The organism is Pedobacter agri, from assembly GCF_032678665.1.
Classification (GTDB): Bacteria; Bacteroidota; Bacteroidia; order Sphingobacteriales; family Sphingobacteriaceae; genus Pedobacter; species Pedobacter agri_A.
Window position 1 is genome coordinate 226,902 of record NZ_JAVTSH010000004.1, and the last position, 24,844, is coordinate 251,745.

The 24,844-nt window shown below is 39.2% G+C and carries 24 protein-coding genes; 9 read left to right on the top strand and 15 right to left on the bottom strand.

Annotated elements, in window-relative coordinates; genetic code table 11:
• Positions 1-51 precede the first annotated feature (51 nt).
• Positions 52-1,278: an alanine dehydrogenase gene (locus tag R2Q70_RS10335; RefSeq protein WP_010599181.1), complete on the top strand. Its 1,227-nt coding sequence runs from the start codon at positions 52-54 to the stop codon at positions 1,276-1,278.
• A gap of 96 nt (positions 1,279-1,374) precedes the next feature.
• Positions 1,375-2,052, top strand: a complete 678-nt coding sequence (locus R2Q70_RS10340) for a M15 family metallopeptidase (RefSeq protein WP_316807519.1) — start codon at positions 1,375-1,377, stop codon at positions 2,050-2,052.
• Between the two features lie 154 nt (positions 2,053-2,206).
• Here R2Q70_RS10340 and R2Q70_RS10345 read toward each other — a convergent pair whose 3' ends face one another.
• The 8 genes from R2Q70_RS10345 to R2Q70_RS10380 all read right to left on the bottom strand — a co-directional run bounded on the left by R2Q70_RS10345 (position 2,207) and on the right by R2Q70_RS10380 (position 12,672).
• Positions 2,207-2,707, bottom strand: coding sequence for a phosphoglycerate mutase family protein (locus tag R2Q70_RS10345; protein ID WP_316807520.1), 501 nt, complete (start codon positions 2,705-2,707; stop codon positions 2,207-2,209).
• A gap of 106 nt (positions 2,708-2,813) precedes the next feature.
• Positions 2,814-4,184 carry a RagB/SusD family nutrient uptake outer membrane protein gene (locus R2Q70_RS10350; protein WP_316807521.1) on the bottom strand — a complete coding sequence of 457 codons (1,371 nt, stop codon included), beginning with the start codon at positions 4,182-4,184 and terminating at the stop codon, positions 2,814-2,816.
• 10 nt (positions 4,185-4,194) lie between these two features.
• Positions 4,195-7,506, bottom strand: coding sequence for a TonB-dependent receptor (locus R2Q70_RS10355; RefSeq protein WP_316807522.1), 3,312 nt, complete (start codon positions 7,504-7,506; stop codon positions 4,195-4,197).
• 89 nt (positions 7,507-7,595) lie between these two features.
• A complete protein-coding gene (locus R2Q70_RS10360) occupies positions 7,596-8,618 on the bottom strand; it encodes a FecR family protein (RefSeq protein ID WP_316807523.1) in 1,023 nt (340 codons plus the stop codon).
• A gap of 58 nt (positions 8,619-8,676) precedes the next feature.
• On the bottom strand, positions 8,677-9,225 hold the full coding sequence (locus R2Q70_RS10365) for an RNA polymerase sigma factor (RefSeq protein WP_316807524.1): 549 nt from the start codon (positions 9,223-9,225) through the stop codon (positions 8,677-8,679).
• A 72-nt stretch (positions 9,226-9,297) separates the two neighbouring features.
• Positions 9,298-10,341 (bottom strand): aminotransferase class I/II-fold pyridoxal phosphate-dependent enzyme, encoded by a 1,044-nt coding sequence (locus R2Q70_RS10370; protein WP_316807525.1) that lies wholly within the window; start codon positions 10,339-10,341, stop codon positions 9,298-9,300.
• A gap of 3 nt (positions 10,342-10,344) precedes the next feature.
• Positions 10,345-11,370, bottom strand: a complete 1,026-nt coding sequence (locus R2Q70_RS10375; RefSeq protein WP_316807526.1) for a glycosyl hydrolase family 18 protein — start codon at positions 11,368-11,370, stop codon at positions 10,345-10,347.
• Between the two features lie 57 nt (positions 11,371-11,427).
• Positions 11,428-12,672 carry a D-alanyl-D-alanine carboxypeptidase gene (locus R2Q70_RS10380; protein ID WP_316807527.1) on the bottom strand — a complete coding sequence of 415 codons (1,245 nt, stop codon included), beginning with the start codon at positions 12,670-12,672 and terminating at the stop codon, positions 11,428-11,430.
• 135 nt (positions 12,673-12,807) lie between these two features.
• Here R2Q70_RS10380 and R2Q70_RS10385 point away from each other — a divergent pair, with 135 nt between their 5' ends.
• From R2Q70_RS10385 to R2Q70_RS10410, 6 genes are all read left to right on the top strand, one after another.
• Entirely contained in the window at positions 12,808-14,055 is a 1,248-nt protein-coding gene (locus R2Q70_RS10385) for an aspartyl protease family protein (RefSeq protein ID WP_316807528.1), read from the top strand.
• A 94-nt stretch (positions 14,056-14,149) separates the two neighbouring features.
• The gene (locus R2Q70_RS10390; protein ID WP_316807529.1) at positions 14,150-16,663 is read left to right on the top strand and encodes a zinc-dependent metalloprotease; all 2,514 of its coding nucleotides are present in this window, start codon (positions 14,150-14,152) and stop codon (positions 16,661-16,663) included.
• 168 nt (positions 16,664-16,831) lie between these two features.
• Positions 16,832-17,698 (top strand): phosphodiester glycosidase family protein, encoded by an 867-nt coding sequence (locus R2Q70_RS10395; protein WP_316807530.1) that lies wholly within the window; start codon positions 16,832-16,834, stop codon positions 17,696-17,698.
• A gap of 16 nt (positions 17,699-17,714) precedes the next feature.
• Positions 17,715-18,641, top strand: a complete 927-nt coding sequence (locus R2Q70_RS10400) for a hypothetical protein (protein WP_316807531.1) — start codon at positions 17,715-17,717, stop codon at positions 18,639-18,641.
• 104 nt (positions 18,642-18,745) lie between these two features.
• Positions 18,746-18,937 carry a cold-shock protein gene (locus tag R2Q70_RS10405; protein WP_010599196.1) on the top strand — a complete coding sequence of 64 codons (192 nt, stop codon included), beginning with the start codon at positions 18,746-18,748 and terminating at the stop codon, positions 18,935-18,937.
• Between the two features lie 77 nt (positions 18,938-19,014).
• Positions 19,015-19,542 (top strand): RBBP9/YdeN family alpha/beta hydrolase, encoded by a 528-nt coding sequence (locus tag R2Q70_RS10410; RefSeq protein WP_316807532.1) that lies wholly within the window; start codon positions 19,015-19,017, stop codon positions 19,540-19,542.
• Positions 19,543-19,614: 72 nt separating this feature from the next.
• On the opposite strand, the gene R2Q70_RS10415 is transcribed toward R2Q70_RS10410, so the two are convergent.
• The 4 genes from R2Q70_RS10415 to R2Q70_RS10430 all read right to left on the bottom strand — a co-directional run bounded on the left by R2Q70_RS10415 (position 19,615) and on the right by R2Q70_RS10430 (position 21,848).
• Positions 19,615-20,097 (bottom strand): hypothetical protein, encoded by a 483-nt coding sequence (locus tag R2Q70_RS10415; protein WP_316807533.1) that lies wholly within the window; start codon positions 20,095-20,097, stop codon positions 19,615-19,617.
• Entirely contained in the window at positions 20,094-20,675 is a 582-nt protein-coding gene (locus R2Q70_RS10420; protein ID WP_316807534.1) for an RNA polymerase sigma factor, read from the bottom strand. Before R2Q70_RS10420 ends, R2Q70_RS10415 begins: the two co-directional genes overlap by 4 nt.
• Before the next feature lie 216 nt (positions 20,676-20,891).
• The gene (locus R2Q70_RS10425; RefSeq protein ID WP_316807535.1) at positions 20,892-21,212 is read right to left on the bottom strand and encodes a multidrug efflux SMR transporter; all 321 of its coding nucleotides are present in this window, start codon (positions 21,210-21,212) and stop codon (positions 20,892-20,894) included.
• Between the two features lie 69 nt (positions 21,213-21,281).
• A complete protein-coding gene (locus R2Q70_RS10430; protein WP_316807536.1) occupies positions 21,282-21,848 on the bottom strand; it encodes a Crp/Fnr family transcriptional regulator in 567 nt (188 codons plus the stop codon).
• A gap of 139 nt (positions 21,849-21,987) precedes the next feature.
• Between R2Q70_RS10430 and R2Q70_RS10435 the strand changes: the two genes are divergently transcribed.
• Positions 21,988-22,353, top strand: coding sequence for a DUF6249 domain-containing protein (locus tag R2Q70_RS10435; RefSeq protein WP_316807537.1), 366 nt, complete (start codon positions 21,988-21,990; stop codon positions 22,351-22,353).
• Positions 22,354-22,543: 190 nt separating this feature from the next.
• Here the strand turns inward: R2Q70_RS10435 and R2Q70_RS10440 are convergent, their stop codons facing one another.
• Genes R2Q70_RS10440 through R2Q70_RS10450 form a run of 3 tightly spaced genes read right to left on the bottom strand, consistent with a single transcriptional unit; the run spans position 22,544 to position 24,654 of the window.
• Positions 22,544-22,969: a hotdog fold thioesterase gene (locus R2Q70_RS10440; protein ID WP_316807538.1), complete on the bottom strand. Its 426-nt coding sequence runs from the start codon at positions 22,967-22,969 to the stop codon at positions 22,544-22,546.
• Positions 22,959-23,468: a DinB family protein gene (locus tag R2Q70_RS10445; RefSeq protein ID WP_316807539.1), complete on the bottom strand. Its 510-nt coding sequence runs from the start codon at positions 23,466-23,468 to the stop codon at positions 22,959-22,961. Before R2Q70_RS10445 ends, R2Q70_RS10440 begins: the two co-directional genes overlap by 11 nt.
• Entirely contained in the window at positions 23,449-24,654 is a 1,206-nt protein-coding gene (locus tag R2Q70_RS10450) for a HAMP domain-containing sensor histidine kinase (RefSeq protein ID WP_316807540.1), read from the bottom strand. The genes R2Q70_RS10445 and R2Q70_RS10450 overlap by 20 nt, the downstream gene beginning before the upstream one ends.
• Positions 24,655-24,844 lie beyond the last annotated feature (190 nt).

Genomic DNA, 24,844 nt, shown 5'->3' on the forward strand with positions numbered 1-24,844 from the left:
ACAGAATTTCCTTATCTTGAACAACCTAAAACTAATACATTTTTAAACATCATGGCTACAGGATTACGCGAAGGAATGGCCGACATTGCTCGCCAGGGTTTATTGCAAACTCAAGAGGCGACGTTAGAAACACGAAACAGGAAAAATAGCCTGAACATCGGAATACCAAAAGAAATTTCATTTCAAGAGAATAGAATTGCGCTAACCCCACTTTCGGTAGCATTATTGGTAAACAACGGACATAGGGTGGTTTTGGAAAGTGGTGCAGGAATAGCCGCAAACTTTTCTGATTCGGAGTATGCAGAGCAAGGTGCTAAAATCGCTTATGATAAAAAAGAGGTTTTCGATTCAGACATTCTGGTAAAAATTGCGCCGCCAATGCTGGAAGAAATTGAGCTGATGCATAAAGGCCAAACCCTGATTTCTTCACTTCAAACCGGAACACTGAAGCAAGATTATCTGAAAGCTTTAATGCAGAAAAAAATAAATGCTTTATGCTTTGAAAATTTGCGTGATGAAGGTAATGTGCTGAGTGTGGTGCGGGCAATGAGTGAAATTGTAGGTTCTACATCGATTTTAATTGCGGCAGAATATTTAAGCAACGTTACCGGTGGAAAAGGTTTGATGTTAGGTGGATTCACCGGTGTGCCGCCGACGGAAATTGTGATTTTAGGTGCCGGAACAGTAGGAGAGTACGCTGCCAGAACCGCTTTGGCTCTGGGTGCTGAAGTTAAGGTTTTTGATAGCTCCATTTATCGTTTACGTCGTTTACAAAATAACCTTGGAAGTAGGGTTTTTACTTCTGTGATGCAGCCCATTGTGTTGAATAAAGCCATTGTTACCTGCGATGTAGTGATTGGCGCCATTCGTGCCAGTCATGGGCGTAGTCCTTGTGTGGTGATGGAAGAAACCGTTGCCCGGATGAAACCGCATTCAGTGGTGATTGATGTTAGCATTGATCAGGGAGGTTGCTTCGAAACTTCAGAAGTAACCAATCATACCAACCCGATTTTTAGAAAATACGATGTAATACATTATTGTGTACCAAATATTGCATCCCGTGTTCCACGCACTGCATCTTATGCTTTGACCAATATTTTTGCGCCTATTTTATTAGATATTGGTGAATTTGGAGGTTTGATGAATATGGTTTGGAATAATCCAGGCATTCGTGAGGCTCTTTATATTTATCAGGGGAACTGTACCAATAAAGATTTGGCCGATATGTTTAATTTGCCGTTTAAGGATCTGGAGTTATTGGTGGTTTCGAACCAGTAATGAGATACTCGTCATTGCGAGGCACAAAGCAATCTCACCAGCTAAATAGATTGCTTCGTGCCTCGCAATGACGACCTAATTATAATATCCATCAACATGAAAATAAAATTCCTCCTATTCCTACTATCACTATCTTTTTCTGTTCTGGCCCAAACCAAATCAACATCAAAACTCGTTGTTGTTAATTCTTTTAACCAATATTTAGCATCGGTAAAAACTAATCCGAATAACGAACTGGTGGAGATTAAGAAGGAAATTCCAAATATCAAGCTGGATATTCGATACGCCACAAAAAACAATTTTATGAAGCAGGTGATGTACAAACAGGCCAGGGCTTTTGCCCGCCGTCCTGTAGTTGAATCGCTGAAGAAAGTTCAAAAAGAATTAAACAAAAAAGGCTACGGACTGAAAATCTTTGATGGTTATCGGCCTTATGCCATTACCGTAGAATTTTATAAAAAAGCAAGCGACAAGAATTTTGTTGCGAATCCAGCAAAAGGCTCTAAACACAATCGCGGCTGTGCAGTTGATTTGACATTGATTAATCTTAAAACCGGGAAGGAAGTGGCTATGGCTACGCCTTACGATAGTTTTTCTGCCGCCGCTGCCGCCAACTACGAGCCGGTAAGTCCGGAGGTTAGAAAAAATCGTGAATTTTTAATCGCTACGATGAAAAAGTATAAAATGAATGTGCTGGATAATGAGTGGTGGCACTATGATTTTTCTAGCTGGCAAAATTACGATTTGATGGATATTCCGTTTGAGAAACTATAAATTGGTTCATTAGTTCATTTGCCATTAGTTTATTTGTAATACCGCCGCCAATAGCGAAGGGTTGCCAGGGATGTTGTTTTGAAAATCTAATGGACGAGTATTGACAAAGATGTATTTCGAGTGTTCGGGAAGCAGGATGAAGTTAGGCTCCGAACTACAAATGATGCGGCCTGCCGAACTGGTCTTTTTTCACTTTTGCTTTATCGTCTTTTACCGTTAAGCGAAAAATATAATCATAATCATCATCTGTGAGCATTTCCATTGGGCGTTTACCGCCAAAAGCCTCAATAATTTCTAAAACGGTATTGGAGTGGCCAGCAACAATTACGGTTTTGCCAGCGTAATTTTTCTTCACAGAATCAACCAATGATTTTGGGTCTTTGTAGTTGATTACTTTTGGAATAATGAGCGAGTCTAACGTTTGATGCGTCCGTTTATATGGAGTGCTAAAAGCAACATCAAATTTCACTTTCTTTAGGTAAGTAGCTAAATCACCAGCCCTGATTCTACCCTCATCAGAAAGATTTGGATCTTTATCTTCAGGATTTGTTTTATCCTTTTCGGCATGGCGAACTACCCAAACTTCAGTGTTTTGTGCAAATGCTGCTGTTGAGATTAAAAAACTTAGCGAAAAGAATAAAATCAGTCGTTTCATTTTGTAAAGATTAAAAAAAATATCAGTTAAATGAAGCTAAAATTGGGCAAAAGAAAACCGGTATCGTTTTTATACGACACCGGTTAGGTTTTAATTTTGCGCTTGCTTAATATCCAGTATTTTGCCAGCCAGATTTATTGTTTACATTATCAATCTCAGCTTGAGGTACCGGGTAAATGGCTCTAAAAGCAGGAATACCAGGAAAGATTGTCGGCATTTGGCCAGTCCTTACAATATCAAACCAGCGGTCTGCTTCCAGTGCCAGTTCTAACCGGCGCTCCAAATAAACTGCAGTTCTAAACTCCGCCTGGGTTGTTAAGGTTGCCGCCGTTTTATTGGTTGCCGCCGCATTGGTACGCACTGCATTTAATGCTCTAAATGCTTCTGTATTTCCGTAAGCAACCTCATTTAATGCTTCAGCATACATTAACAAAACATCTGCACAACGAATTATCGGGAAGTCGCCACTAATCTCAGTTGAATTGGAAACCGGGCTATTAAACTTTCCTGGGCGAGCACCTGTACCCGTTGGCGCAACCAATGCCCGGCGGTTATCTGCAGTTTCAAAAATAGCCTGAGGGATGGTGATGGTGTTGGTATTGTTGTTATTTCTATAACGGTTATCCTGGTTAACAGCCTCTTTAACTCCTCCATTTAAATATTGAACGGCGAAGATGACATCTTTACTGGTTTTCATACCACTTGGAAAAGTTGTGGTTTGCGGAACAAGAGAAAGTACCGTACCGGCATAAATAGCTGTTGCAAGGGGTTGTAATGTAGAAACCACTAAATCGTATCTCTTTTGGTACAAGTAAACCTTTGCCAATAATGCAGATGCAGCATAACTGGTTGCCCTTCCACGTTGTGCATCGGCCCATGAAACAGGCAATTTGCTGGCTGCGTCAGTTAAATCATTGATGATTTGCTGATAAACCTGTGCAGAAGTTGCCCGAACATTTTCTCTGGCTTCAGCTGTTTTTTGAACCGTTAAAACCAAAGGAACATTGCCCCACAAACGGGTTAAATTAAAATAACTTAAAGCACGTATAAATTTCGCCTGACCAATGATCTGATTTTTTGTTGCATCCGCCATGCTGATACCCGGAGCTCTATCTAAAACGATATTGCTGCGGTAAATCGCTTTATAATGTCCTTGCCACGATGCCGCTAAAATATTGTTGGCCGAGGTTTCTGAAAACACTTCGATGGAGTTACGAACACCAGCTCCGGAACCCGGATCGTTGTCGGTAACATTATCTCCCCGTATTTCGCCTAAGGTAAGCAGGTTGTTTCCGTATAAACTATCGGTTTGCAAAGCATCGTAACAGCTAACCAGGCCGCCTTGTAAACCTTTTTCATCCACATAAAATGTATTCTCAGTGTATGAATCAAGGGGTTTTAAATCTAAAAACTTTTTACAGGATGTAGCCGAAATAATTAAGCTGCCTGCTATGATTGGTATGATATATTTATTCATGATCTTCATTTTATAAAGTGATGTTTAAACCGATTGAAGTTGTTTTAGCCGTTGGATAAACGCCATAATCTTCGCCATTTGTTGTTGCGGCAGAGCGGTTGGTAACTTCAGGATTGTAACCGGTGTATTTTGTAAACGTAAATGGATTTTGCATGGAAACATATAATCTCACTTTGCTTAAAGATAGCTTTTTGATTAAATCTGTTGGGAAAGTGTAACCTAATGCAATGTTGCGGATACGTAAATAAGAACCATCTTCTACATGCCAGGTTGAAGTAGTTCCGTTACTTCCTTTGGCTACACGATTTGCCCTCACATCTTGTCCGCTACCCGGATTACTTTCAGAAACCCATCTATCTAAAGAGCTGATCATGTTATTCATATTACCTTCTTTATTGGCAAAATATCTACGTGAAAGGTTAAGGATTTTGTTTCCGTAAACACCTTGCATCGACACATTCAAATCAATGCCTTTATATTCTGCGGAAGTTGCAAAACCGTAAGTGAATTTTGGAAGATAATTGCCTACAATTTCACGATCCTTGGTTAAATCAATTACGCCATCACCATCAACATCCTTAAATTTAAAATCACCTGGTTTCGAAGTATTCAGATCATAATTCCCCTGAGTATCCAAATAATGAGGATAAGCATTTACTTCTGCCTGATTAGCAAAAACGCCCAAAACAACTGGTAAATAATATGATCCGATTGGCTCACCAACTCTGGTTAAAAAGTATGCGTTGGCAACTGAACCTGTACTGATGATATCTGCATTGCCTGGTCCTAACTCAACAACTTTATTTTTGTTTTTAGAGAAGTTGGCACTTGCAGTCCATTTTACGGCTCCAAATTGTTGTTGCGTACCAAGGTTAATATCGATACCGCGGTTATTCACTTTACCAATGTTTTTCAATTCAGAAGAAAAACCTGTGGTTAAGGGCACCGGAACGTTTAACAATAAATCAGTGGTGTTACTGTTATAGGCATCAACTGATAAAGTTAATTTATTGTTGAAAAATGCCGCATCGAAACCAACGTTCAACTGAGTTGTTTTTTCCCAGCTTAAATCATCATTTGGCTGCGCAAATGGAGCTGCACCATTCACAACGCCTGGCGTTCCACCGCCGAAAATGTACCCGTAATTGGTCATGGCACCTTGAGCCAGGTAATTCGGGATATTAAAGTTACCGGTTTGACCTAAACTCGCCCTGATTTTCAAATCAGAAATCGCTTTCGCATTTTTCAGGAATTCTTCTTCCGATAATCTCCAACCCACAGAAGCTGATGGGAAATAACCCCATTTGTTATTTGATCCAAATCTTGAAGATCCATCGGCCCTTACCGAACCGGTGAATAAATATTTGCTTTTATAGCTGTACTGCAACCTGGCAATACCCGAGGCTAAAGACCATTGTTGTCGGGTTGAAGTTCCATTGGTTACTAAACCGGCACTTAAATACTCAATCTGATCACTGATAAAACCTCTGGTTGCTACGGCATAATTTCCACTTAAATCATCTTTCTGGTTTGACCAGCCTAATAAAGCGCTTAAATTATGATCGCCAAAAGTTTTAGTGTAGTTTAAAGTATGTTCTAACAGCCAGTTAGTTTCTCTTATTGTTCTCGAACTTGCCTGTGCATCGGATAATGGATTGCCAGCGGTATTTGACAATGGAATAATTGATGGTCTGAAGGTATCTTCAGCACTGCTGAAAATATCTACACCCAACTGAATTTTGTATTTCAGATCTTTGATGATTTCAGCCTCTACGAACGTACTTCCTGTTAATCTGTTCGATCCTACATCATCTTTTTGCAACATGGCCAAGGCAACCGGGTTCCAGGCTTGTGTTTCGCCATTACCTGTAATTATAGAACCATTTGGCAAAGTGGTTACCTGTCCCGGGCTCCATGAGTTTTGAGCAAAACTATAGCTTCCATCTGCGTTGTAAACCGGCCAAAGCGGCGAATAATGTAGCGCTGATGCCACGATACCGCCAGTATTTAAGCCATTGGCGTTTCCTGCATTATAGGCACCATTCGCGTTCAACCTTTTTTCTTTGATTAAAGATGGCGTAATATTCACACCATATCTGAAAATTCCTTTTTTACCATCCAGATTAAGTCGGCCGCTGTATCGTTTAAAACCGCTGTTTAAAATAATACCATCCTGATCAAAATATTCAAGTGAAGCATAATATTTCATGGTTTCGCTTCCGCCTGCAGCAGAAATTGAATGGTTTTGAATTTTTGCTGTTCTGAAAATTTCATCCTGCCAATCAGTATTTGTTAAACCCTGCTGTCCATTTAAATAGGGAAGAATTTCTGTTGGTATCACTGCGCTGGTATTGTTTCCAGAATTAACCAATCGCTGTGCATTGCTGTCATTAATGTTGTAATTAACGCGTGGTAAACCGGTTGCCGCATTTCTTCTGTTGATGGCATCCATTGCGTCAGCATAGGTATTATTTCTCGATTCAAGGGTCATTTGTGCATACTGATAAGCATCCATCATATCAATTTTGTGCGCAAGGCTTTGCCAGCCGGTATAACTGTTTACGCTGATGGCGGCTGCACCTGTTTTACCTTGTTTGGTAGTAATTAAAACCACGCCGTTTGATCCACGGGAACCATAAATGGCAGCTGATGATGCATCCTTTAAAACCTCAATGGAGGCAATGTCGTTGGTGTTAATGGTATTGATGTTATCATTCGAGATTGGAACACCATCGATTACATACAGTGGATTCGAACCGGCAGTAATGGTACCAACGCCACGTACTTTAATTGAAAGCGCACCTCCAGGTGTTCCTGATCCCTGCGAAACCTGAACACCAGCCATTTTACCTACCATCGCTTCTGCAGCATTGTTAATCGGCTGGTTTTCCAAATCAGAAGCCTTAATACTGGCAATGGCAGTAGTTACGTCTTTCTTTTTCTGACTACCATAACCAACCACTACCACATCGGTTAATGATGATGCTGCCGGGTTAAGCTGAATCAGCAAAGTAGCTTGTTCGCCGGCTTTAAGTAAATAATTTTCGATGGTTTTAGTGGTGTAGCCAATAAAAGAAGCACTGATGTTGTAAGGAACACCTGCAGATAATCCGGTGATCTGGAATTTTCCTTCGGGGTTGACCATAATCCCTTTCTTCTCATTGGTTTTGGTGTTGAGTAAAACGATGGAGGCACCAATTAGCGGGGCGCCGGTTTCATCTTTTACAATCCCGGTAATCTCTGATGTTTGAGCCCAGGCCGTTGCCGCTACTGATACAATCAGCAAACAAAGCAACAAGTGTTTTGTAAATTTTCTAAGCATAGTGAAATGATTAATTTGTTTGTTTTAGGCAATAGATTCCCCATACTGCATTTGATGACAGCATCGTTCTTCGGTAATATTTGTTTGTTTTATTTTTTGATTAAGTAACCCTCTGCTACTTTTTCCTTTGTTAGTTTGTTTAATTCTGTGAGCTCTGTAAGTATCTGGTTTATCGTTTGATTTAAGTTTAGTGTTCCTGTAAACGACATTTCTGAGAAATCATCGGCATTGAATATAATTTTGGTGTTGTAATGTTGCTCCAGTTTCGCAAATACCGCTGCTAGCGGCGCCTGGCTAAAAATTAATTCTGATTTGATTTCTTTCTTCGAATGAATTTGATTTAAGGCCTCTACATTTAATTTATTTTCCACCCTGTTAAACACCAAAGCATTTCCTGGAAGCAGGATTTTGCTGAACATTGAGTTTTTGCCTGCTGAATCAACATCTTTAACCCACACTTTTCCGGTATGAAGTTTTACTGTAATGATTTTGCTTTTTTCATCGGCAACGATGGTAAATGATGTACCTAATGCGGTAGTAGAAACACCCTTCGCATAAACCACAAAAGGATGCTTTTTATCCTTCTGTACATGAAAATAACTGGTGCCCGATAAAAAAACTTCACGTTTTGCTGCTACAAAAGGAAGGGCATATTTTAATTCTCCACCTGGATAAATTTTAACAGTAGATTGATCCGGAAGCGTGAATTCCTGAATTTTATCCGTGAAATTGTTAATCGATTTTAAGCTGATCTGGTTGGCCTTGCTTGTCTTTTTCGGAATGAACTTCGCAACCTTTTCCTTAAAATCAGGTTTTTGAGAGGCATAAAAAATAGTGCTTACAACCAATAAAACTGCCGCGGCTATAGAAGTAACGGTAAGCCATAAGTGTTTGTGTTTTTTGCGCAGCGTTTGTTTCTTTATGGCTTCAAACATTAAGTCGCTGCGCTCAAACGTCATTGGGAAATCTTCGGCATCATCCCATTCTTCTTTTTGCACCAAATGATCTGGCAACTCGTCAGTTTCCCGCAAATAATTTTCCACCACCAGCTTTTCTTGCGGGGTACATTTATTCTTGAAATATTTATCCAACAGCTGATCAGAAACATTCATATTAAGCAATACGATTGAACTGACTGAAAACCCGTAACCGAAAAAAATAAATTTTTATTTATTTCAAAAGCCCGAAAAGGATAAGGAGATACGCGATACTGGCATAGCCACTAAGCTGCTTTGTAGCTAAGGAAATATGTTTTTCTACCGTTCTCGGAGATATGGAGAGTTTTTCTGCGATTTCTTTATACGAATATCCATGTAATCGATTGAGCACAAAAACCTGTTTACGGGTAGGGGGCAAACAGCTCAAAACCACATCCAGTTCTTGTTTCGCTTCGTAAAGTTTTGATTCTGCTGCCGAGGTTTCCAGCAATTCCTGATGGTAGGTTTGAAGATTTCGGTTATCGTTTGCGATCTTTTTAAAATAATCAAGCAGCGTGGTTTTGGCAATTTTAAAAAGCTGAACATCCAGCGGAAAATCCTCAGATAGGGTATGTTTGAACCGCCAAAGCTTTATAAATGCCAATTGGGTAAGTTCTTCAGCCTGGTTTTCGCAAGCCGTTTTCTTGAAAAAATAAGCGTAAACTTTCCTGTGCCATAGTTTAAAAACTATTTCAAAAGATAAATGATCTCCTTCTTTGATATTTTGGATATAGTTTGACACAATGGCTCAAAACTATCTGGTTAGTATTAGCTGGAAATAAATATAGTGTTAATTAATTCATTTGCTAACTTTTTATTTTAACACCGAAATCAGTTGATCAATATCTTCTGGCTCATGCCAGCTGCTTAAAACTATTCGATTGATGGGTTCGCTATCTGCATTGGGGTAGGGAAAAGAAGAAATCAAAATATTGTGTTTCAAAAAATCCTTCGCTAAATTCGGGTAATTGTTCAGATAAGCGGGAAAACCCTGTTCAAATTTCCATGTCAAGTTAATTGCATCGCTAAAGTGGTCGATGTTTCTTTGCAACTTTTTCCAGGCGGTTTGGTATAAATCTTTTGCATGTATAAAGGCATAGAGCGCAGCTGCAGCAGGTGGAGATGCGCCAACAAAAATGTTCGTGCTTTTAAGCTGTTGAATGATTTCCTTCGATCCCAATACCAGTCCAGCATCAACGCCCAGTGCTTTAGCCATCGATGCCACAACAACGGTTTCTACATTTCTGAGTTTGGGCAATTGGCTAAAAGCGCCCAATCCAATGTTATTTATGCCTATTCCGTGTGAATCATCAACAATGAGTATAATTTTTTTGTCGGGTTTAATTTCTTTCAGAAAATCGAAATCGTAAATTTCAGGAAAAAGATTATTCATGGAATTGCTAATCAGCACATGGTTTTCCTCCTCCGATGAATTTATGGTTTCGATGGCGTGATTTTTCCATCGACTAAATGAATCAGTTGTGGTATCGGGTTGTGCATTTAACCAGAGCGCCGGATGTGTTGCCGGCGCATATATTACCTTTCCAAAAGGTGACAGCGATTTAACGGTGAGTTGTGCGGCCAGATAACCGCTTGAAGTAATCAATGCATCATCGGCTAAAAATCTTTGTGCCGCCTCCTGCTCAGCATCTTCATAAATGCCTAGCTGAATATTGTTGTTTCGGCTGGTGCCATTATTCAGTCCAAATTTCTTAATGCCTTCAATGTATAAATCAATAAAAATCTCATTTTGAGAAATACCCAAATAGGCTGTTCCGCCAAAATAGAGGTAAGTTTTTCCGTTAACGACAACGGTATTTGAAAAAGGTTGATTAATCGATCTAAAATCGCTGTTCATTTGTTAGTTGTAATTTCTGCCCAGCTCATCATTTGCCGCCTTGATGATTGATTTGCTGCCATTATCATCATGGTAAAACTCCCAGAACATAATTCCATTGGCCGTTTCTTTAGCAAGTTTGGCTTTTTTCTTCGTGGTTAATATACCATTAAAATAATATTGAACACCATCAATGGTCGCATAATCGAGATTCACATCTGCGTTTGCGTTAACGAAATCGCGGTAGGCTTTTGATGCATTTGCTGCATTTTTACCATAAGCAGGAATGCCCAATACTGTTTTTTCTTTGGGCATACTGCGGGTGCCCATCCAATAGTTTAAACTCGCTACCGCCATGTTGTAAGAAGCATGCTGAATCGGTTCATCTTTGTCCCAGCCAATGCCATCATAAACCATAATGTTAAAGAAATCAACCGCTGGAAATACATCAGATTTCAAACCATCACGAATACTTCCGGCGTATACGCCAGGTGTAATGGCAGCGCTCAAAAACTTATTGTATTTGTGCAGCGAATCAGATAGTTCTTTCATCAACAAAACATAATTGTCAGCAGAGCCATCGGCGGTGCTTGGATATTCCCAATCCATATCTACACCATCTAAATTATTGGTTCGGGCAAAGCCTAGCACATTTTTAACAAATAGCTTCCTTGCGGTGGCCGATGCTGCCATTTCTACAAAAATGCTGCGTGTGCCTGAAACCGAAATGCCTGTTTTAACACCATTTGCCCTGGCCTTTTGCATCACAGCCGCAAACCGCGATGGCTGTTCTAAACTGGCCAATGAACCATCGGCATTTGGGTTCAAAAAGGCGTAGAACAGATGGGTAATCATCTTAAATTTTGCATCGGCAACACCATTCGGATCGCGATAGCTTGGAAAATACGCTATAACCTTGAAACTGTTATCTGGTATGTAAGGTTTTGTTGGATCAACAGGTTTTGGTGGTTCAATAATATCTGCGCTTTTTTTGCAGGATGAAATTCCGATTACCAAAATCGTGGCGAACAAAAAGTAGATTTTTTTCATAGGATTAGGTGTTAATGTAAGTTTACATATTATCGCTATTAAATTTCTAAAATCTCCCTAAAAACTATCGTGAATGTAAGTCATAATTCTGACCATTTCGGCCCTAACTTCTGCAGTTGGTTTATTAAAATTGTTATTCATGAAAGCATATATGTAGGTTTTTCCTTTTTTAGTGAGCACATAACCGCTTTGATTGTGAACGCCACCTAACGACCCAGTTTTACCATACACAAAGGGTTGATCTGTTTTCGGGTAAGCATTTCTTAAGGTTCCACTTTTCCCACCTGCAGGCAACATATCAAACAACTTTTCACGGTTGTTCACCAGGTGGTAGATAGAATCCAAAAGGTAAACATTATCTCTTGGCGTAAATAAATTCTGGCGTGATAAACCCGAGCCATCCGCCCATTTTACCTTGTCAGGCAGAAAAGAAAGGTATGTTTTGGTAATATGTTGAATGGCTTTCGTAGTGCTTAATGTGTCACCCAATTGGTCGGAACAAACCAGCAATAGGTGTTCTGCTATAAAGTTGTCGCTCGGCAACATCATATGCTTCAAAACCGAATCACGTTTAGCACCCGGAAGTGTTTTCGCATTGGCAGGGATTTTCATGTTTATGACACCAACTGATTTGTGTAGGGTGTCAGAAAGCACTTCTACCGTAGTTTGGATGCTTGTTTTGTATGGATTTTGCTGATTATAGCCAGGTTTTACATCAACCAATGGATATTTGAAATGGTTGGTCAAAAAATCTCTTGTCACCTGAAATCCGCCAGTGGTTTTACTCGAATCTACTTCAAAACAATGCGCAAAAACTTTTGGTGAGATGTTAATTTTATTCCTGCTGAGGTAAGTAGAGGTAACCATATTATCCATGATCGGCATTTCGGTAATTTCCGGCTGATAGTAATAATCATAATCATCCCAGCTCCAGCCATCGCCGAAAAAGGTACCGGTATATCTTCCTGGGGCAAAAAATAATTTCTTATTCGATGCTTGTAAAAAGTTATAAGCCGATTTATCTTTCACTGCAAACTGTAAAAATGAAGGATCTCCTGTACCCCAAAATATTAGTGAATCATTACGTTCTACATATTTTAACGCCGGCATTTGCTCAGGCAACATTTTTAAACTGGCAAAAAAAGTATAGAGCTTGGTGTTTGAAGCTGGTGTGAAATATTTATCAGCATCTTTCTCAAAAATCATCTTCTTATCTTCCATGTTATAAAGCGCAAAACCTACCTGATATTGCTTAATCACCGGTGAGTTTTTAAATTCTTTAGCCACCTTTTTTGCGATCATTTTGTCGGTTGAACAGCTCGATAAACTAAATAAACCGATAACGAAAATAACGAAGAACGTAGGCCGAATTTTATTAAGAAACATGTTAATGATTTAGAGGTGATAATGATCAACTAATTTATTAAATTTAATTTAATGTTAACCAAATATGCTTCTGTTATCCGCGTCGGTATCCACAAAATTACCATTTGTGTGGGCTTCCTGTTATTTGGCTTACACGCTATGGGGCAAGAGTTTGCCTTTCCTGCGAAAAAACAAAAGCAATCCATCCAGTTTAAGTGTGTTAAAAACCTGATTATTATTCCGGTTTATATTAATGAAAAGGGTCCGTATAACTTTGTGTTGGATACGGGTGTTGGCCCCATGATTATTACCGATCCATCCATTATCGACACTTTGAATTTTAACTTAATGAGAAAAATTAAACTATCTGGACTTGGTTTAGATATTGTTGATGCATACGTTTCTCAAAACATTTCTGCAAAAATTGGACGGGCTAAAATTAACTACATTCCAACCGCCGTTTTAAAGGAAGATTTGTTCAACTTGTCCGGGCATTTGGGCCTCAAAATTTATGGCCTGATTGGTTATAGTTTTTTCAATAGTTTTATTGTAGATATTCGCTACAGTGAAAGCAGGATCATTTTCAGCGATGTAGACAGCAAGGTTAAATACAGAGGCGATAAAATCCCTATCGTTATCGAAAATTTAAAACCCTACGTAGATGTTGTGGTAGATATGTATGGGGGCAATAAAGTGGGCGCAAGGCTTTTGATGGATACCGGCGCCAGCCATGCACTTTCAATGGAAATGTTAACAGGAAGTGCATTCCCGCTTCCGGAAAAAAAAATTAAAGCCAATTTGGGGATGAGCTTGAGCGGGCAAATTAAAGGTTATGTTGGCCGGGTGCATGCTTTTCATTTAGGTAAATATACTTTTAAAGATGTGGTTTCGGGCTTTCCTGATTTTAACTCCATTTCACAAAAGATAGATTTAACTTTTCGCAATGGCAATTTAGGTGCTGAAGTGCTGCGCAAATTTGATGTTCAGTTAAACTATCAGGAAAAGTTTATGTACCTGAAACCAAATAGTTATGCGAATGTGCCCTTTCAATATGATATGATTGGCATGGTCATTTACCTGGATCAGGATAAATACAAACGTTTAATTGTTGGCGAAATTGATGAAGGTTCGCCGGCAGAAAAGGCGGGTTTGTGTCCTTATGATGAAATAATTGGCGTAAATTTTAAACCCGTAGAAGCCTATTCCTTAAATGATTTATCGGAAATGTTTAAATCAAAAGCAGATAGAACGGTTATTTTTGAGATGGTGAGAGACAATAAGGTTTTTTTTAAAGTGGTTCGGCTCGAAAAGCGAATTTAATTGATCGGTAATTTTATGGTTACAAAATGTTTATAAGGTAACAAGGCTATAACTTCGGGCTCTTATTATCATAAAAACCACATAAACATTATAAATGAAGAAACAAGTTAAGGTACTTGCATTAGCGGGTATTATGGTGCTTGGTTTGGCTGGAACAGATTCAGTACACGCACAAAAAAAATCAAAAAAGGGTTCAACTACCCCGGCCACTCCTACAGCAGCAACTGCTGCGGCAGCAAAAAAAGAAGGAATTAAACCATTTTCGGAAGTAATTACTGCGAAAGCAAGAACTACAAACGGTTTATTTAAAATCCATAAGGTTGATGATAAATGGTATTTTGAAATTCCAGATTCTATTATTAACCGCGAAATGCTTGTGGTAACCCGTTTAGCAAAAGCACCTGTAGGTATTAAAGTGGGTAATCAACAATATGGTGGCGAGGAATTAAACGAGCAGGTTTGGAAGTGGGAGAAAAGAGGTAAGCAGGTTTATATCCGTGTACCGAGTTATGCAACCAAAGCAGATCCAAAAAGTGATATGTTTGAGTCAGTACAAAATTCTAACCTGGCGCAAATTTTGGCAAGTTTCGAAATTAAAGCTTACAACAAAGATACAACAGGTGTAGTGATCGATGTAACCGATTTCTACAATGGTGATATTATGGCGATTGGAGCTACTGACCAAATCCGTAAGGCTTATAAAGTAATTACTTATGACGCAACACGCTCCTATATCGATACGGTGAAAACTTTTCCAATTAACATTGAGGTTAAAACGGCAAAAACGTATCGTGCTGCTGAATCACCTACTGATAACAGCAATGGCGCTGTAACTTTAGAATTCAATACTTCGATGTTATTGTTGCCAAAAACACCAGTAAAAGCAAGGATTATGGATAGCCGCGTAGGCTACTTTGGTCAGTCGCAGATTGATTACGGTACAGATGCGCAGAAAGCAGAACGTACGGCATACATCCACCGCTGGAATCTGGTTCCGAAAGATACGGCAGCTTATATGCGGGGTGAATTGGTAGAACCGGTAAAACCGATCATCATTTATATCGATCCGGCTACACCGAAAAAATGGGTTCCATTTTTAATCCAGGGCATTAACGACTGGCAGGTGGCTTTCGAGGCTGCAGGTTTTAAAAATGCCATTTTTGGCAAACAGGCGCCAACAGCGCAAGAAGATCCTCAGTTCAGTGTAGAAGATTCGAGATATTCAGTAGTTCGTTATTTTGCTTCGGATATTCCAAACGCTTACGGCCCACATGTAAGCGATCCACGTACAGGTCAGATTTTGGAAACACACATTGGCTGGTACCACAATGTGATGAGTTTACTGCGTAACTGGTATTTTGTGCAAACTGCGGCAGTTAACCCTGAAGTGCGTAAAGCAAAATTTACCGATGCGCAAATGGGCGAATTGATTCGTTTTGTTTCCTCTCACGAGATTGGCCACACTTTAGGGTTGCCACATAACTTCGGTTCCAGCTATGCATATCCGGTTGATTCTTTGCGTTCGAAAACATTTACGGATAGCCACGGAACAGCACCTTCAATTATGGATTATGCCCGTTTCAACTACATTGCTCAACCTGGCGATGGTGTAACAAAACTTCACCCACAAATTGGTGAATATGATAAGTGGTCAATTAAATGGGGTTATTCATGGATCCCGGGCAACAAAACCGCAGAGCAGGAAAAAGAGGTTTTAAACCAATGGACTTTAAAAAATGCTGGTAATCCACTTTATTTTTATGGCCGCCAGGGAACCACTTTAGATCCTCGTTTACAAAGTGAAGATTTGGGTGATAATGCCATGAAAGCCAGTAACTATGGTATCGCAAACTTAAAACGTATTCTTCCGAATGTAGAAAAATGGACTTACCAAAAAGGTAAAGAGTACAGTGATTTGAAAGAGATTTACACCGAAATTGTAGGCCAGTACAACCGCTACATGGGTCATGTACTTACCAATGTTGGTGGCATGAGCGAAAACTTTAAAACTTACGATCAGGCTGGCCCGGTTTACAGCTATTTATCAAAAGCAAAACAAAGGGAAGCCGTTTCGTTTTTTAACCAGCAATTGTTTACTACACCGCTTTGGTTAATCAATAACGATCAGTTGAGTAAATTTGATAACGGCACACTTTTAAACAGAATTAAGGCTGTACAGGCCAATACTTTGGTTAATCTTTTAGCGGCACCAAGAATTGCCCGTTTATTGGATAACGAAGCTAAAAATGGAACAGCAAAAGCTTATACATTGCCTGAGTTATTCAAAGACATCAAAACTTCGGTTTTTGCGGCAGGTAGGGCCGATGCTTTCAAACGCAACTTACAAAGGGCTTATGTAGATCGTTTAGGCTATTTAATGACGACAGAATCAGAGTTGCCTCCAGGTTTTCCTGCCGAATATGCTGCCAGCTATGGTTTAACACCAATCAATGTGAGCTTATCAGATATTCGCCCGTTGGTTAGAGCCGAATTGAAAACATTATCTGCAACAACGAAAGCCCGCTCTGCTGCTGGCGATGCAATTACGAAAGCACATTACGATGATCTAAGTGTGAGAATTAAAAACATTTTAGATCCGAAGAAATAGTTTTGGAATTAAAGGGGAGTTAAAAGTTGAAGGTTAAAAGTTGAAAGTGATCAACCAGGACATTCAATCATTTAAACAATCTATCATTCCATCATTTTATTAAAACGGAGTAAGCCTTTTCATTGGTTTACTCCGTTTTTTTTTAATTTTAGATCAAATCATCAACCCATGTTAAAAACAATATTTATTTATACGCTGCTTTCATTCACAAGCTTTATCAGCTTCGCACAAAATGTCGATTCGGTAACAGTGGTAAAAACCAAATGGGGAAAAACCAGAATCGCGAAGCAGGTTAAACTTTATCGGCATCATTTTAATCAGAAAAATTTGTTTGCAGCAAATGAGAATATTTCTTTTCTGGAGATAAAAAATACTGGTAGGAGAGCCATTTTTGCTTTGGGTGCTGAAGAAAAAGAACTGATTACCACCAGTAACTTCGGTATTCGTGATACGGCGATTGCGGCTTTAAATGGTAATTTTTTTGACGTAAAAAATGGAGGATCAGTTGATTTTGTTCGGGTAAATGGAAAAGTGATCAATACCAACCGCCTGGATAAAAATGGGGAACGGGCAAGACATCAGCAAGCCGCAGTAGTGATAAATGATGGGAAAATTATGGTTAAAAAATGGGATGGAAGCCCAGATTGGGAAACGAAGCTTAGCGAACAAAACATCATGCTCAACGGGCCGTTATTAACTTACAACACAAACGATGAATTGTTGGATACCACATCTTTCACCCGTTTGCGTCATCCGCGGACCTGTTTGGGGATAAAACCTGACGGGAGAATCTTGTTGTTAACTGTTGATGGGCGAAATGAAAACTCAGCAGGAATGAGTTTACATGAATTAACAAAACTGATGAAATGGCTGGGATGCACAACCAGCATCAATTTCGACGGCGGTGGCTCTACCACTTTGTGGGTAAATGGAATGCCTGATGGCGGGGTAATCAATTATCCAACAGACAATAAAAAATGGGACCACGAGGGGCAACGTAAAGTGGCCAATGTGATTTTGGTAAAAAAGAAATAGTTATTTTAGCCGCTAGATGATCAAAAATATAATACAAATCTTTTTTTTAAGTCTGATGCTTTCTGCCTGTAGCTCAAAGAATAAAAAAAACGATGCTACACAGAGAGATTTTCAATTTGAGCCCGTAAAAGGGATTCGTTATGAAGAGGTAAAACGCCGTTTTAGTAACGGATTATCTTTTAACGAGCAGGGTTTTATGCAAAAACCATCGTGGATTATTGAGGTGGTTTCTGAAGATACGATGTCTGCCTGGAGTCCGCAGAAGCAACGTATGCAGAATTTTTACCTGCAATACGACCATGGAAATGTGTATAATTTTGCAGAAGAATTTTTCAAAGTAAAACATATCAGTAAAGATAGTTTGGTTTTTCAGCGCATTCAGGTAGATGGAAGGGTAATTGCCGACGATATTCGATCGGATGTAAACATGACTTTTTACGCTCAGGATTACATCAAAAACAAGCTTAAAACAACAGCCGAAATTTTGCAGCGCCCTACAAAAACCGATACAGCGTATATCGAAAAACGAGTTGCTGAAGTGAACCGTACCGATACCACCGCTTTTGCTGCTACAGAACCGGTTCAGTTCCTGCCAAAAAGTAAAATTGTAAAGGTTAAAAAATTTAGCAGTGTAGATAAATTGAGTAAACGTACTTCGGCTTACGATTACATTTTTCCCCGTTACCGAATAGAAATTGAGCGGGCATATAAAGATTTTGCTTATGAATGCCTGGCGGTGGTAGATTACACCGGAAACATAAAAATTTTGGGGGTAAATGGAGTACTTCCGGAAACTGCCGAGGGCAAGAAAAAGATGATGCAGGGTGTGGCCGATATCTACATTAGAAATCTATTTGACGTGGCTCCCGGAACCACGTTAGGCATTCCGCATAACAGCGAAATTACAATGATGATTGTTGGAAAGGCAATTAAAAAGCCTTAGTAATCTGCTGTTTACAAAGTTTTAACGTTAAAAAAATGTTAAAATTTATTTTGATTTTAAAAATTAAAACTTACCTTGCAGACTTAATTTTAATATTTAATACAATGCAAGAAGGCACAGTAAAATTCTTCAATGTAACTAAAGGTTTTGGCTTTATCATCCCTGCGAATGGCGATAGCGAAATTTTTGTTCATTCAACAGGTCTTATCGACGAAATCCGTGAAAACGACAAAGTACAGTACGAAGTTGCTAACGGTAAAAAAGGCTTAAACGCCGTTAATGTGAAAGTAATCTAATTATTATCATATTTACACTGAAGCCCTGATTGCATAAATCGGGGCTTTTTTATTTTCAAAAATTCTTGAATTTAAGTATGACCAACTATTTTATCATCCCAGGTTTGGGTAATTCGGGCCCTGATCATTGGCAAACACATTTTGAACATTCAGGCAATAATTTTCACCGAATCAATCAACAGGAATGGGATGCGCCTGCCTCCAAAGACTGGATTGAAAAAATCGAATCTACTTTAATAAATTATGATTTATCAACCGTTGTTTTAATTGGCCATAGCTTGGGCTGTGCAGCTATTGCCAACTGGGCAAACGCATACAAAAAAACAATTAAAGGCGCTTTGTTGGTTGCGCCAAGCGATCTGGAAGCGCCACGTTACGACTTCCCAACGGTAGGTTTTGATCATGTTCCTTTAACTAAAATTAATTTCAAAACCATTGTAGTGGCAAGCAACAACGATGAATGGGTGAGTTTGGAAAGGGCAGCACTCTTTGCCGATCATTGGGGTAGTGAGTTCATCAACATTGGCGATGCTGGTCATATCAATGCGGTTTCAGGCTATGGCAAATGGCCGGAAGGATTGGAGATTTTGAAAAGATTGGGATAAATGAAACCCGCAGGTTTTGCAAAACCGAAGCTTAAAAATCCAGCTTAAAACATAAAACCTGCGGGAAGATAATTATTTGTGCACCATTTTCTTCCTCAACAAATAATCTAAAAAAACCAACCCTAATACTAAATCAGCAAATAAGAAACTGTAAAGCATGGTTGGCGTAATGAATTTGTTCAAGTTAAAATTGGCATTTATTTTAAAATTGAGATCTGAAAATTTGATGTCAGCATTAAAAAGCGCATAACTAAAAATCGCCAATATTGAAATGACGAAAAATGCACCAATTCCATAAATGATATTGGTATTTACTTTCGTTTTCATGGTTACAGGGGCAGGTGCTAAGGCTATACCTTCCATCACATTTCTGGTAAAAGACATTGAAGGTTCGTCCAATTCCATTTTGCCAAAAGCTAAATTTAAACTCAATAATGCCTCATACTGAAGCTTAATTTCCGCATCCACATTAATTTTGTCTTCGATCAATTTTGCTTCGGAAACGCTTAGATTTTCGTCAATGTAATCCCAAAGCTGTTGTTCTATTGTGTTCATAGTAACTCCTTTACTTCATCTTGTAACAAATATTGTAATTTTTCTTTAAGCCTGTGCCTTGCCCGGTGTAGTTTCACTTTAATGGTATTTGGCTCCACATTCAGCATTTCACCTATTTCCTCCAAACTCTGCTCGCCCTGATAAAACAGGGTGATGATGGTGGCATCGTCAGGCATGAGCATTTGAATGGCCTCATTTAAATATTTGTGGCTGTCTTGCCTTTCGTAGCCATTCGCGTTAAAGCTTGAAGTATGATTTTCAAGTTGTAAAAACGTTTCCTCATCATTAATGGATGATGTATCCAATCTTTTCTTACGTAGAAAAGTCATGGCAGTGGTATAGGTAATGCTATACAACCAGGTGCTAAATTTTGCGGTCTGTTTAAAAGTTCCTAAAGCTTTGTAGGCCTTGATGAAACAATCCTGGGCAATTTCTTCGGCATCTTCCCTGTTTTTAGCAAACCTTAGAGCAAGCGTAAATACAAATCGCTGGTGGCGTTTAACTAACAAAGCATATTGACCGCAATCTCCGTTCAATACGTTTTGAATCAGCATTAAATCTGTAAGTTTTTGCTCCATGCTTACCTCTAAGACTACATTAGCGATCGGCAGGTTACAGGCTTGCTTTAAAAAAGTTGCAGGTTATGAGTTACAGGTTATAAGTTACGGGTTACGGGTTTGGATGCTTACGTAATCCTTAAAGTAAAAAGTATAAAGTAAAAAGTATAAAGTTGCCGCATGGTGCCAGAACAGTATTAATTGCCTCAGCCATGTAACCTGCAACTTTTAACCCGACTAATGAGAGGCAAAAAACTTCAAACCAGCAATTGATCCAATTAAGGTGCAGATGAAAAATATCCGCCAAAAGGTAGCCGGCTCATTGAAATATGCAATGCCAATAATTACCGTCCCCACGGCGCCAATGCCCGTCCATACGGCGTAAGCGGTGCCCATTGGCAAGGTTTGGGTAGCTTTATTCAGCAATAAAAAGCTCAAAACAATACATATAAAAAATGCGGCGCTCCATTTGATATTGGAGAAATTGTTTGATAGTTTAAGACAAGTGGTAAAGCCAACTTCGAAAAGGCCGGCAATAATCAGGATGATCCAGTTCATAGTATAAATGTTTGCACAAAGGTATTACCATTGATTTGTGCTACATTTTACAAATGTTAAAAAATGGACTTATTTGTAGCTCGCCCTGATTCTGCTCAACGTAACTTGTGTAACTCCTAAATAGGAAGCGATATGTTTCAGTGCAACTGTTTTGATTAATTCAGGCTGTTGGTTCACAAATTCCCGGTATCGCTGCGTTGCATCTTTGAATGAACGGTCGATTAGCCGCCTTTCTGTAGCTATTAGCTCCCGCTCGGCAATTTTTCTGCCCCAGTTTGCCAATGCTAAATGTTGCTCGTATAACTTAAATAAGTCAGCCAGTTTAATCTGGAACAATGACGAATTTTCTAAGAGCTCGATGTTTTCATATCCGGGATTATTATTGATATAACTGTTGTACGACAGTAAAACATCACCTGCCTGCCCAAACCAAAATGTAATCTGTTGATTTTCTCCATCCGAATAGGCCCTGGCAATTCCGCTTTCCAAAATATAAAAATATGGCTCAACTTTATCGGCGTGTATCAGTATGGTACCTTTCTTATGGTTAACCAACTTGCAATGCGTAGCCAATAAGTTTAAAGCGTCATTGTTTAGCGAACTAAATATTTTGATGTTTTTTAATTTCTCCTGCAAAGCCTGATGTTTATAGAATAAAGCTATAGATTTTTTTTAAGCAAGCCTGTAACCTGATTAAAAACCTTGTAGTCATAATACACAGAACACGATTCAATAAAAAAGAAAAACAAAAATTCACACTTAAAATATTAAAATCATGTTAGGTATATTAGTTCCAATTTCACTTTTTTTAGGCGCATTCGCGATGATATTCGGAATCCGCTATTTGTCAAATAAAGAAAAAATGGCCATGATCGAGAGAGGGATTGACCCGGGGGTACAAAGGGCAACGCCAAAGCCATTTCTAAGTTTGAAATTCGGTTTATTGTTAATGGGTTTAGGACTTGGGTTATTAGTTGCCATATTTGTGGTAAGAGGCGTTTTCGGTAGAGATATGACAAGTGGTGAGATTAGTCAATCGGTAGCGGTTTATTTCGGATGCATCGGGGTGTTCGGCGGATTGGGTTTAATCGTTTCTTACGTAATTGAAAAGAAATGGTTGGATCAGGAAGCCCTAAAATAGTTCGGTTCACCGATAGTTTCCAGCAGATTTCGCTGACTTTCGCAGACTGCTTACGTACGTTTCAACGAGCGTGTAAATAAATGATCTGTTTTACGATTTAATCATCAGGCTATTATTGCACCCGTTGCAAACGAGCGCAGGCGAGACATCCTTAGTTTTCTGCGGTAATCAGCAAAATCTGCGGGATTCTTTATGCAGTCGGTTTGTTAATTACCGCTACCGTTAACCTGCTAATGCAACTCATCTTGCCGCGATCATTATAAATTTTGATATCCCAGATGTGGGTTTTGGCACCAATATGAATTGGCGTACAAACACCTTTAACCAAGCCGCTTTTTACAGGTCGCAAATGGTTGGCATTTACTTCCAAGCCAACGGCAACATATTTTTCGGGGTCAATAAGCATATAAGAAGCAATGCTGCCTAAAGTTTCGGCTAAAACCACAGAAGCGCCGCCATGCAAAATACCTGCAGGCTGGTGTGTACGTTCATCAACAGGCATGGTGCCGGATATAAAATCGTCGCCGATTTCGGTAAACTGAATATCCAGCAAAGCACCGATATGGTTTTTCGGCCGTCCATTCAAATCTTCAACAGTAAAATCTTTAAACCACATGATAACGTTCTTTTAATACACCAACATGATGAATGATGTGCCCTGCAGCAATAAATAAAATAGACTTTACATTGATCTCCCGTTCTGAAGCAACACCTTTTCTCGCTAATTCTGCCTCATTCAAACTTTTAAAAAAGTAAAGATTGGCTTTCCGCAGTGCCGAAAACTCCTCAATCATATCTTCGTAATTTCGTTCACTAAAACGAGCATTCAACACATATTCATCTTCACCAAAACCCGGCAAGTGCTGCGGTTCATTTCTGGCAAATGCAGTCATCCGGTAAACGAAAATCCGCTCACAATCTATAATGTGGCCAAGCATTTCTTTCAAAGTCCATTTACCCTCTGCGTAAGCAAAATCTTCTTTTTCTTTGTTCGATTCGAAAAGCGCCGGAATGCTGAAAACCTGTTCTTCCAAAACTTCCATAATGTCGCCATCAACTTTGCTGATGTAGGTTTCGCCCCAAGCCGGATACTCGTTAGGTTGTGGTCGGTTCATATCTTAAACTGCTTTTTAAAATGATTCTGAAGGTTGTTCCTTTACCAAGTTCTGATTCTTTGACGAAAATTTCACCGCTGTGGTAGTTTTCTACAATACGTTTGGTTAACGATAAACCAAGGCCCCAGCCACGTTTTCTCGTCGTGTAACCTGGTTGAAACACGGCATCGAATTTCGATCTCGGAATTCCTTTCCCACTATCAGTTACATCGATAAATACCTGTTCTTTGGCTAGGTTTTCGATGATGTTCACGGAAATAGAACCTTCATTTTCAATGGCATTGGCTGCGTTTTTCAACAGGTTTTCAATCACCCAATCAAATAAAGGTACGTTTAGCAAAGCCCGAACCTGCTCATCACCAGTAATGCTAAACTTCACTTTGTCTGAGGTACGCACTTTAAAATACCTGATAAAATCGCTGATTACAATATAAACGGTATGGTCTTCCAGGATAGGTTTGGAGCCAATTTTAGAAAAACGATCGGTAATAATTTCCAAACGTTTAATGTCATTTTCCATTTCGGCAATCAATGGATCGTCTTCTGCATCAAATTTTGATTTCATCAGCTCCGTCCATGCCATGAGCGAAGATATCGGAGTACCGAGCTGGTGCGCCGTTTCTTTCGCCAAACCCACCCAAACATGATCTTGTTCATCCCGCCGGGCAGAACTGAAAGCGGTATAGGCAGTTAAAAGGAAAAGAAAAATCACACCCATTTGAATGTATGGGAAATATCTGAGCTGGGTAAGGATAAACGAATCTTTATAATAGGCAAGCTTCTCTTGTCCCATAATATTCATAACCACAGGTCGGTGTTGCTTTCGCATGGTAGATAGTTCTCTAACAAAATACAAACTGTCGTAAACGAGCTTATCATTATCTGGATACCATGTCTTTGTACTGTCTAGGCCGCTTGATGATAGAATCGTGCCATCATTATTCACAACAATAACAGGCATTTTTGTATTCTCACGAACGTCTTCAACTACACTGGTAAAGTTATCATTATCATACAAAAGCATTGATCTTTCTGTAATCTTAACCCAAAGCTGAAATTGTGCAGCCTCTTCCCGCTCCATTTTTTTTACGAAAGAGTCAGTGTAAAAAACTGATGCTATGCCGATTAGGATCGCAAATATGAGCAGGAAAAATTTCCAGCGGCGCTTCTTTTGATAAGGGTTCATGCTTTAGGTAGGCAAATTACAATAACAAAACGATAAAAAAAGAAAACCATTATGATTTTTAGCAAACCATAAATAAGTTATTTCACGCATAATTGCTTCATAACAGATGAGAACAGTATAAAATAAATGAAAAACATATCTTTGTGCTGAGCATAGTGCATAGCGCTTCAGGTATGGATTACACCATAGC

Bases quoted from the DNA above. Each gene is read 5' to 3' on its own strand.
- R2Q70_RS10335 (WP_010599181.1), top strand. From the start codon at position 52: ATGGCTACAGGATTACGCGAAGGAATGGCCGACATTGCTCGCCAGGGT.
- R2Q70_RS10340 (WP_316807519.1), top strand. From the start codon at position 1,375: ATGAAAATAAAATTCCTCCTATTCCTACTATCACTATCTTTTTCTGTT.
- R2Q70_RS10345 (WP_316807520.1), bottom strand. From the start codon at position 2,707: ATGAAACGACTGATTTTATTCTTTTCGCTAAGTTTTTTAATCTCAACA.
- R2Q70_RS10350 (WP_316807521.1), bottom strand. From the start codon at position 4,184: ATGAATAAATATATCATACCAATCATAGCAGGCAGCTTAATTATTTCG.
- R2Q70_RS10355 (WP_316807522.1), bottom strand. From the start codon at position 7,506: ATGCTTAGAAAATTTACAAAACACTTGTTGCTTTGTTTGCTGATTGTA.
- R2Q70_RS10360 (WP_316807523.1), bottom strand. From the start codon at position 8,618: ATGAATGTTTCTGATCAGCTGTTGGATAAATATTTCAAGAATAAATGT.
- R2Q70_RS10370 (WP_316807525.1), bottom strand. From the start codon at position 10,341: ATGAACAGCGATTTTAGATCGATTAATCAACCTTTTTCAAATACCGTT.
- R2Q70_RS10375 (WP_316807526.1), bottom strand. From the start codon at position 11,370: ATGAAAAAAATCTACTTTTTGTTCGCCACGATTTTGGTAATCGGAATT.
- R2Q70_RS10380 (WP_316807527.1), bottom strand. From the start codon at position 12,672: ATGATCGCAAAAAAGGTGGCTAAAGAATTTAAAAACTCACCGGTGATT.
- R2Q70_RS10385 (WP_316807528.1), top strand. From the start codon at position 12,808: ATGTTAACCAAATATGCTTCTGTTATCCGCGTCGGTATCCACAAAATT.
- R2Q70_RS10390 (WP_316807529.1), top strand. From the start codon at position 14,150: ATGAAGAAACAAGTTAAGGTACTTGCATTAGCGGGTATTATGGTGCTT.
- R2Q70_RS10395 (WP_316807530.1), top strand. From the start codon at position 16,832: ATGTTAAAAACAATATTTATTTATACGCTGCTTTCATTCACAAGCTTT.
- R2Q70_RS10400 (WP_316807531.1), top strand. From the start codon at position 17,715: ATGATCAAAAATATAATACAAATCTTTTTTTTAAGTCTGATGCTTTCT.
- R2Q70_RS10405 (WP_010599196.1), top strand. From the start codon at position 18,746: ATGCAAGAAGGCACAGTAAAATTCTTCAATGTAACTAAAGGTTTTGGC.
- R2Q70_RS10410 (WP_316807532.1), top strand. From the start codon at position 19,015: ATGACCAACTATTTTATCATCCCAGGTTTGGGTAATTCGGGCCCTGAT.
- R2Q70_RS10415 (WP_316807533.1), bottom strand. From the start codon at position 20,097: ATGAACACAATAGAACAACAGCTTTGGGATTACATTGACGAAAATCTA.
- R2Q70_RS10420 (WP_316807534.1), bottom strand. From the start codon at position 20,675: ATGGAGCAAAAACTTACAGATTTAATGCTGATTCAAAACGTATTGAAC.
- R2Q70_RS10425 (WP_316807535.1), bottom strand. From the start codon at position 21,212: ATGAACTGGATCATCCTGATTATTGCCGGCCTTTTCGAAGTTGGCTTT.
- R2Q70_RS10435 (WP_316807537.1), top strand. From the start codon at position 21,988: ATGTTAGGTATATTAGTTCCAATTTCACTTTTTTTAGGCGCATTCGCG.
- R2Q70_RS10440 (WP_316807538.1), bottom strand. From the start codon at position 22,969: ATGTGGTTTAAAGATTTTACTGTTGAAGATTTGAATGGACGGCCGAAA.
- R2Q70_RS10445 (WP_316807539.1), bottom strand. From the start codon at position 23,468: ATGAACCGACCACAACCTAACGAGTATCCGGCTTGGGGCGAAACCTAC.
- R2Q70_RS10450 (WP_316807540.1), bottom strand. From the start codon at position 24,654: ATGAACCCTTATCAAAAGAAGCGCCGCTGGAAATTTTTCCTGCTCATA.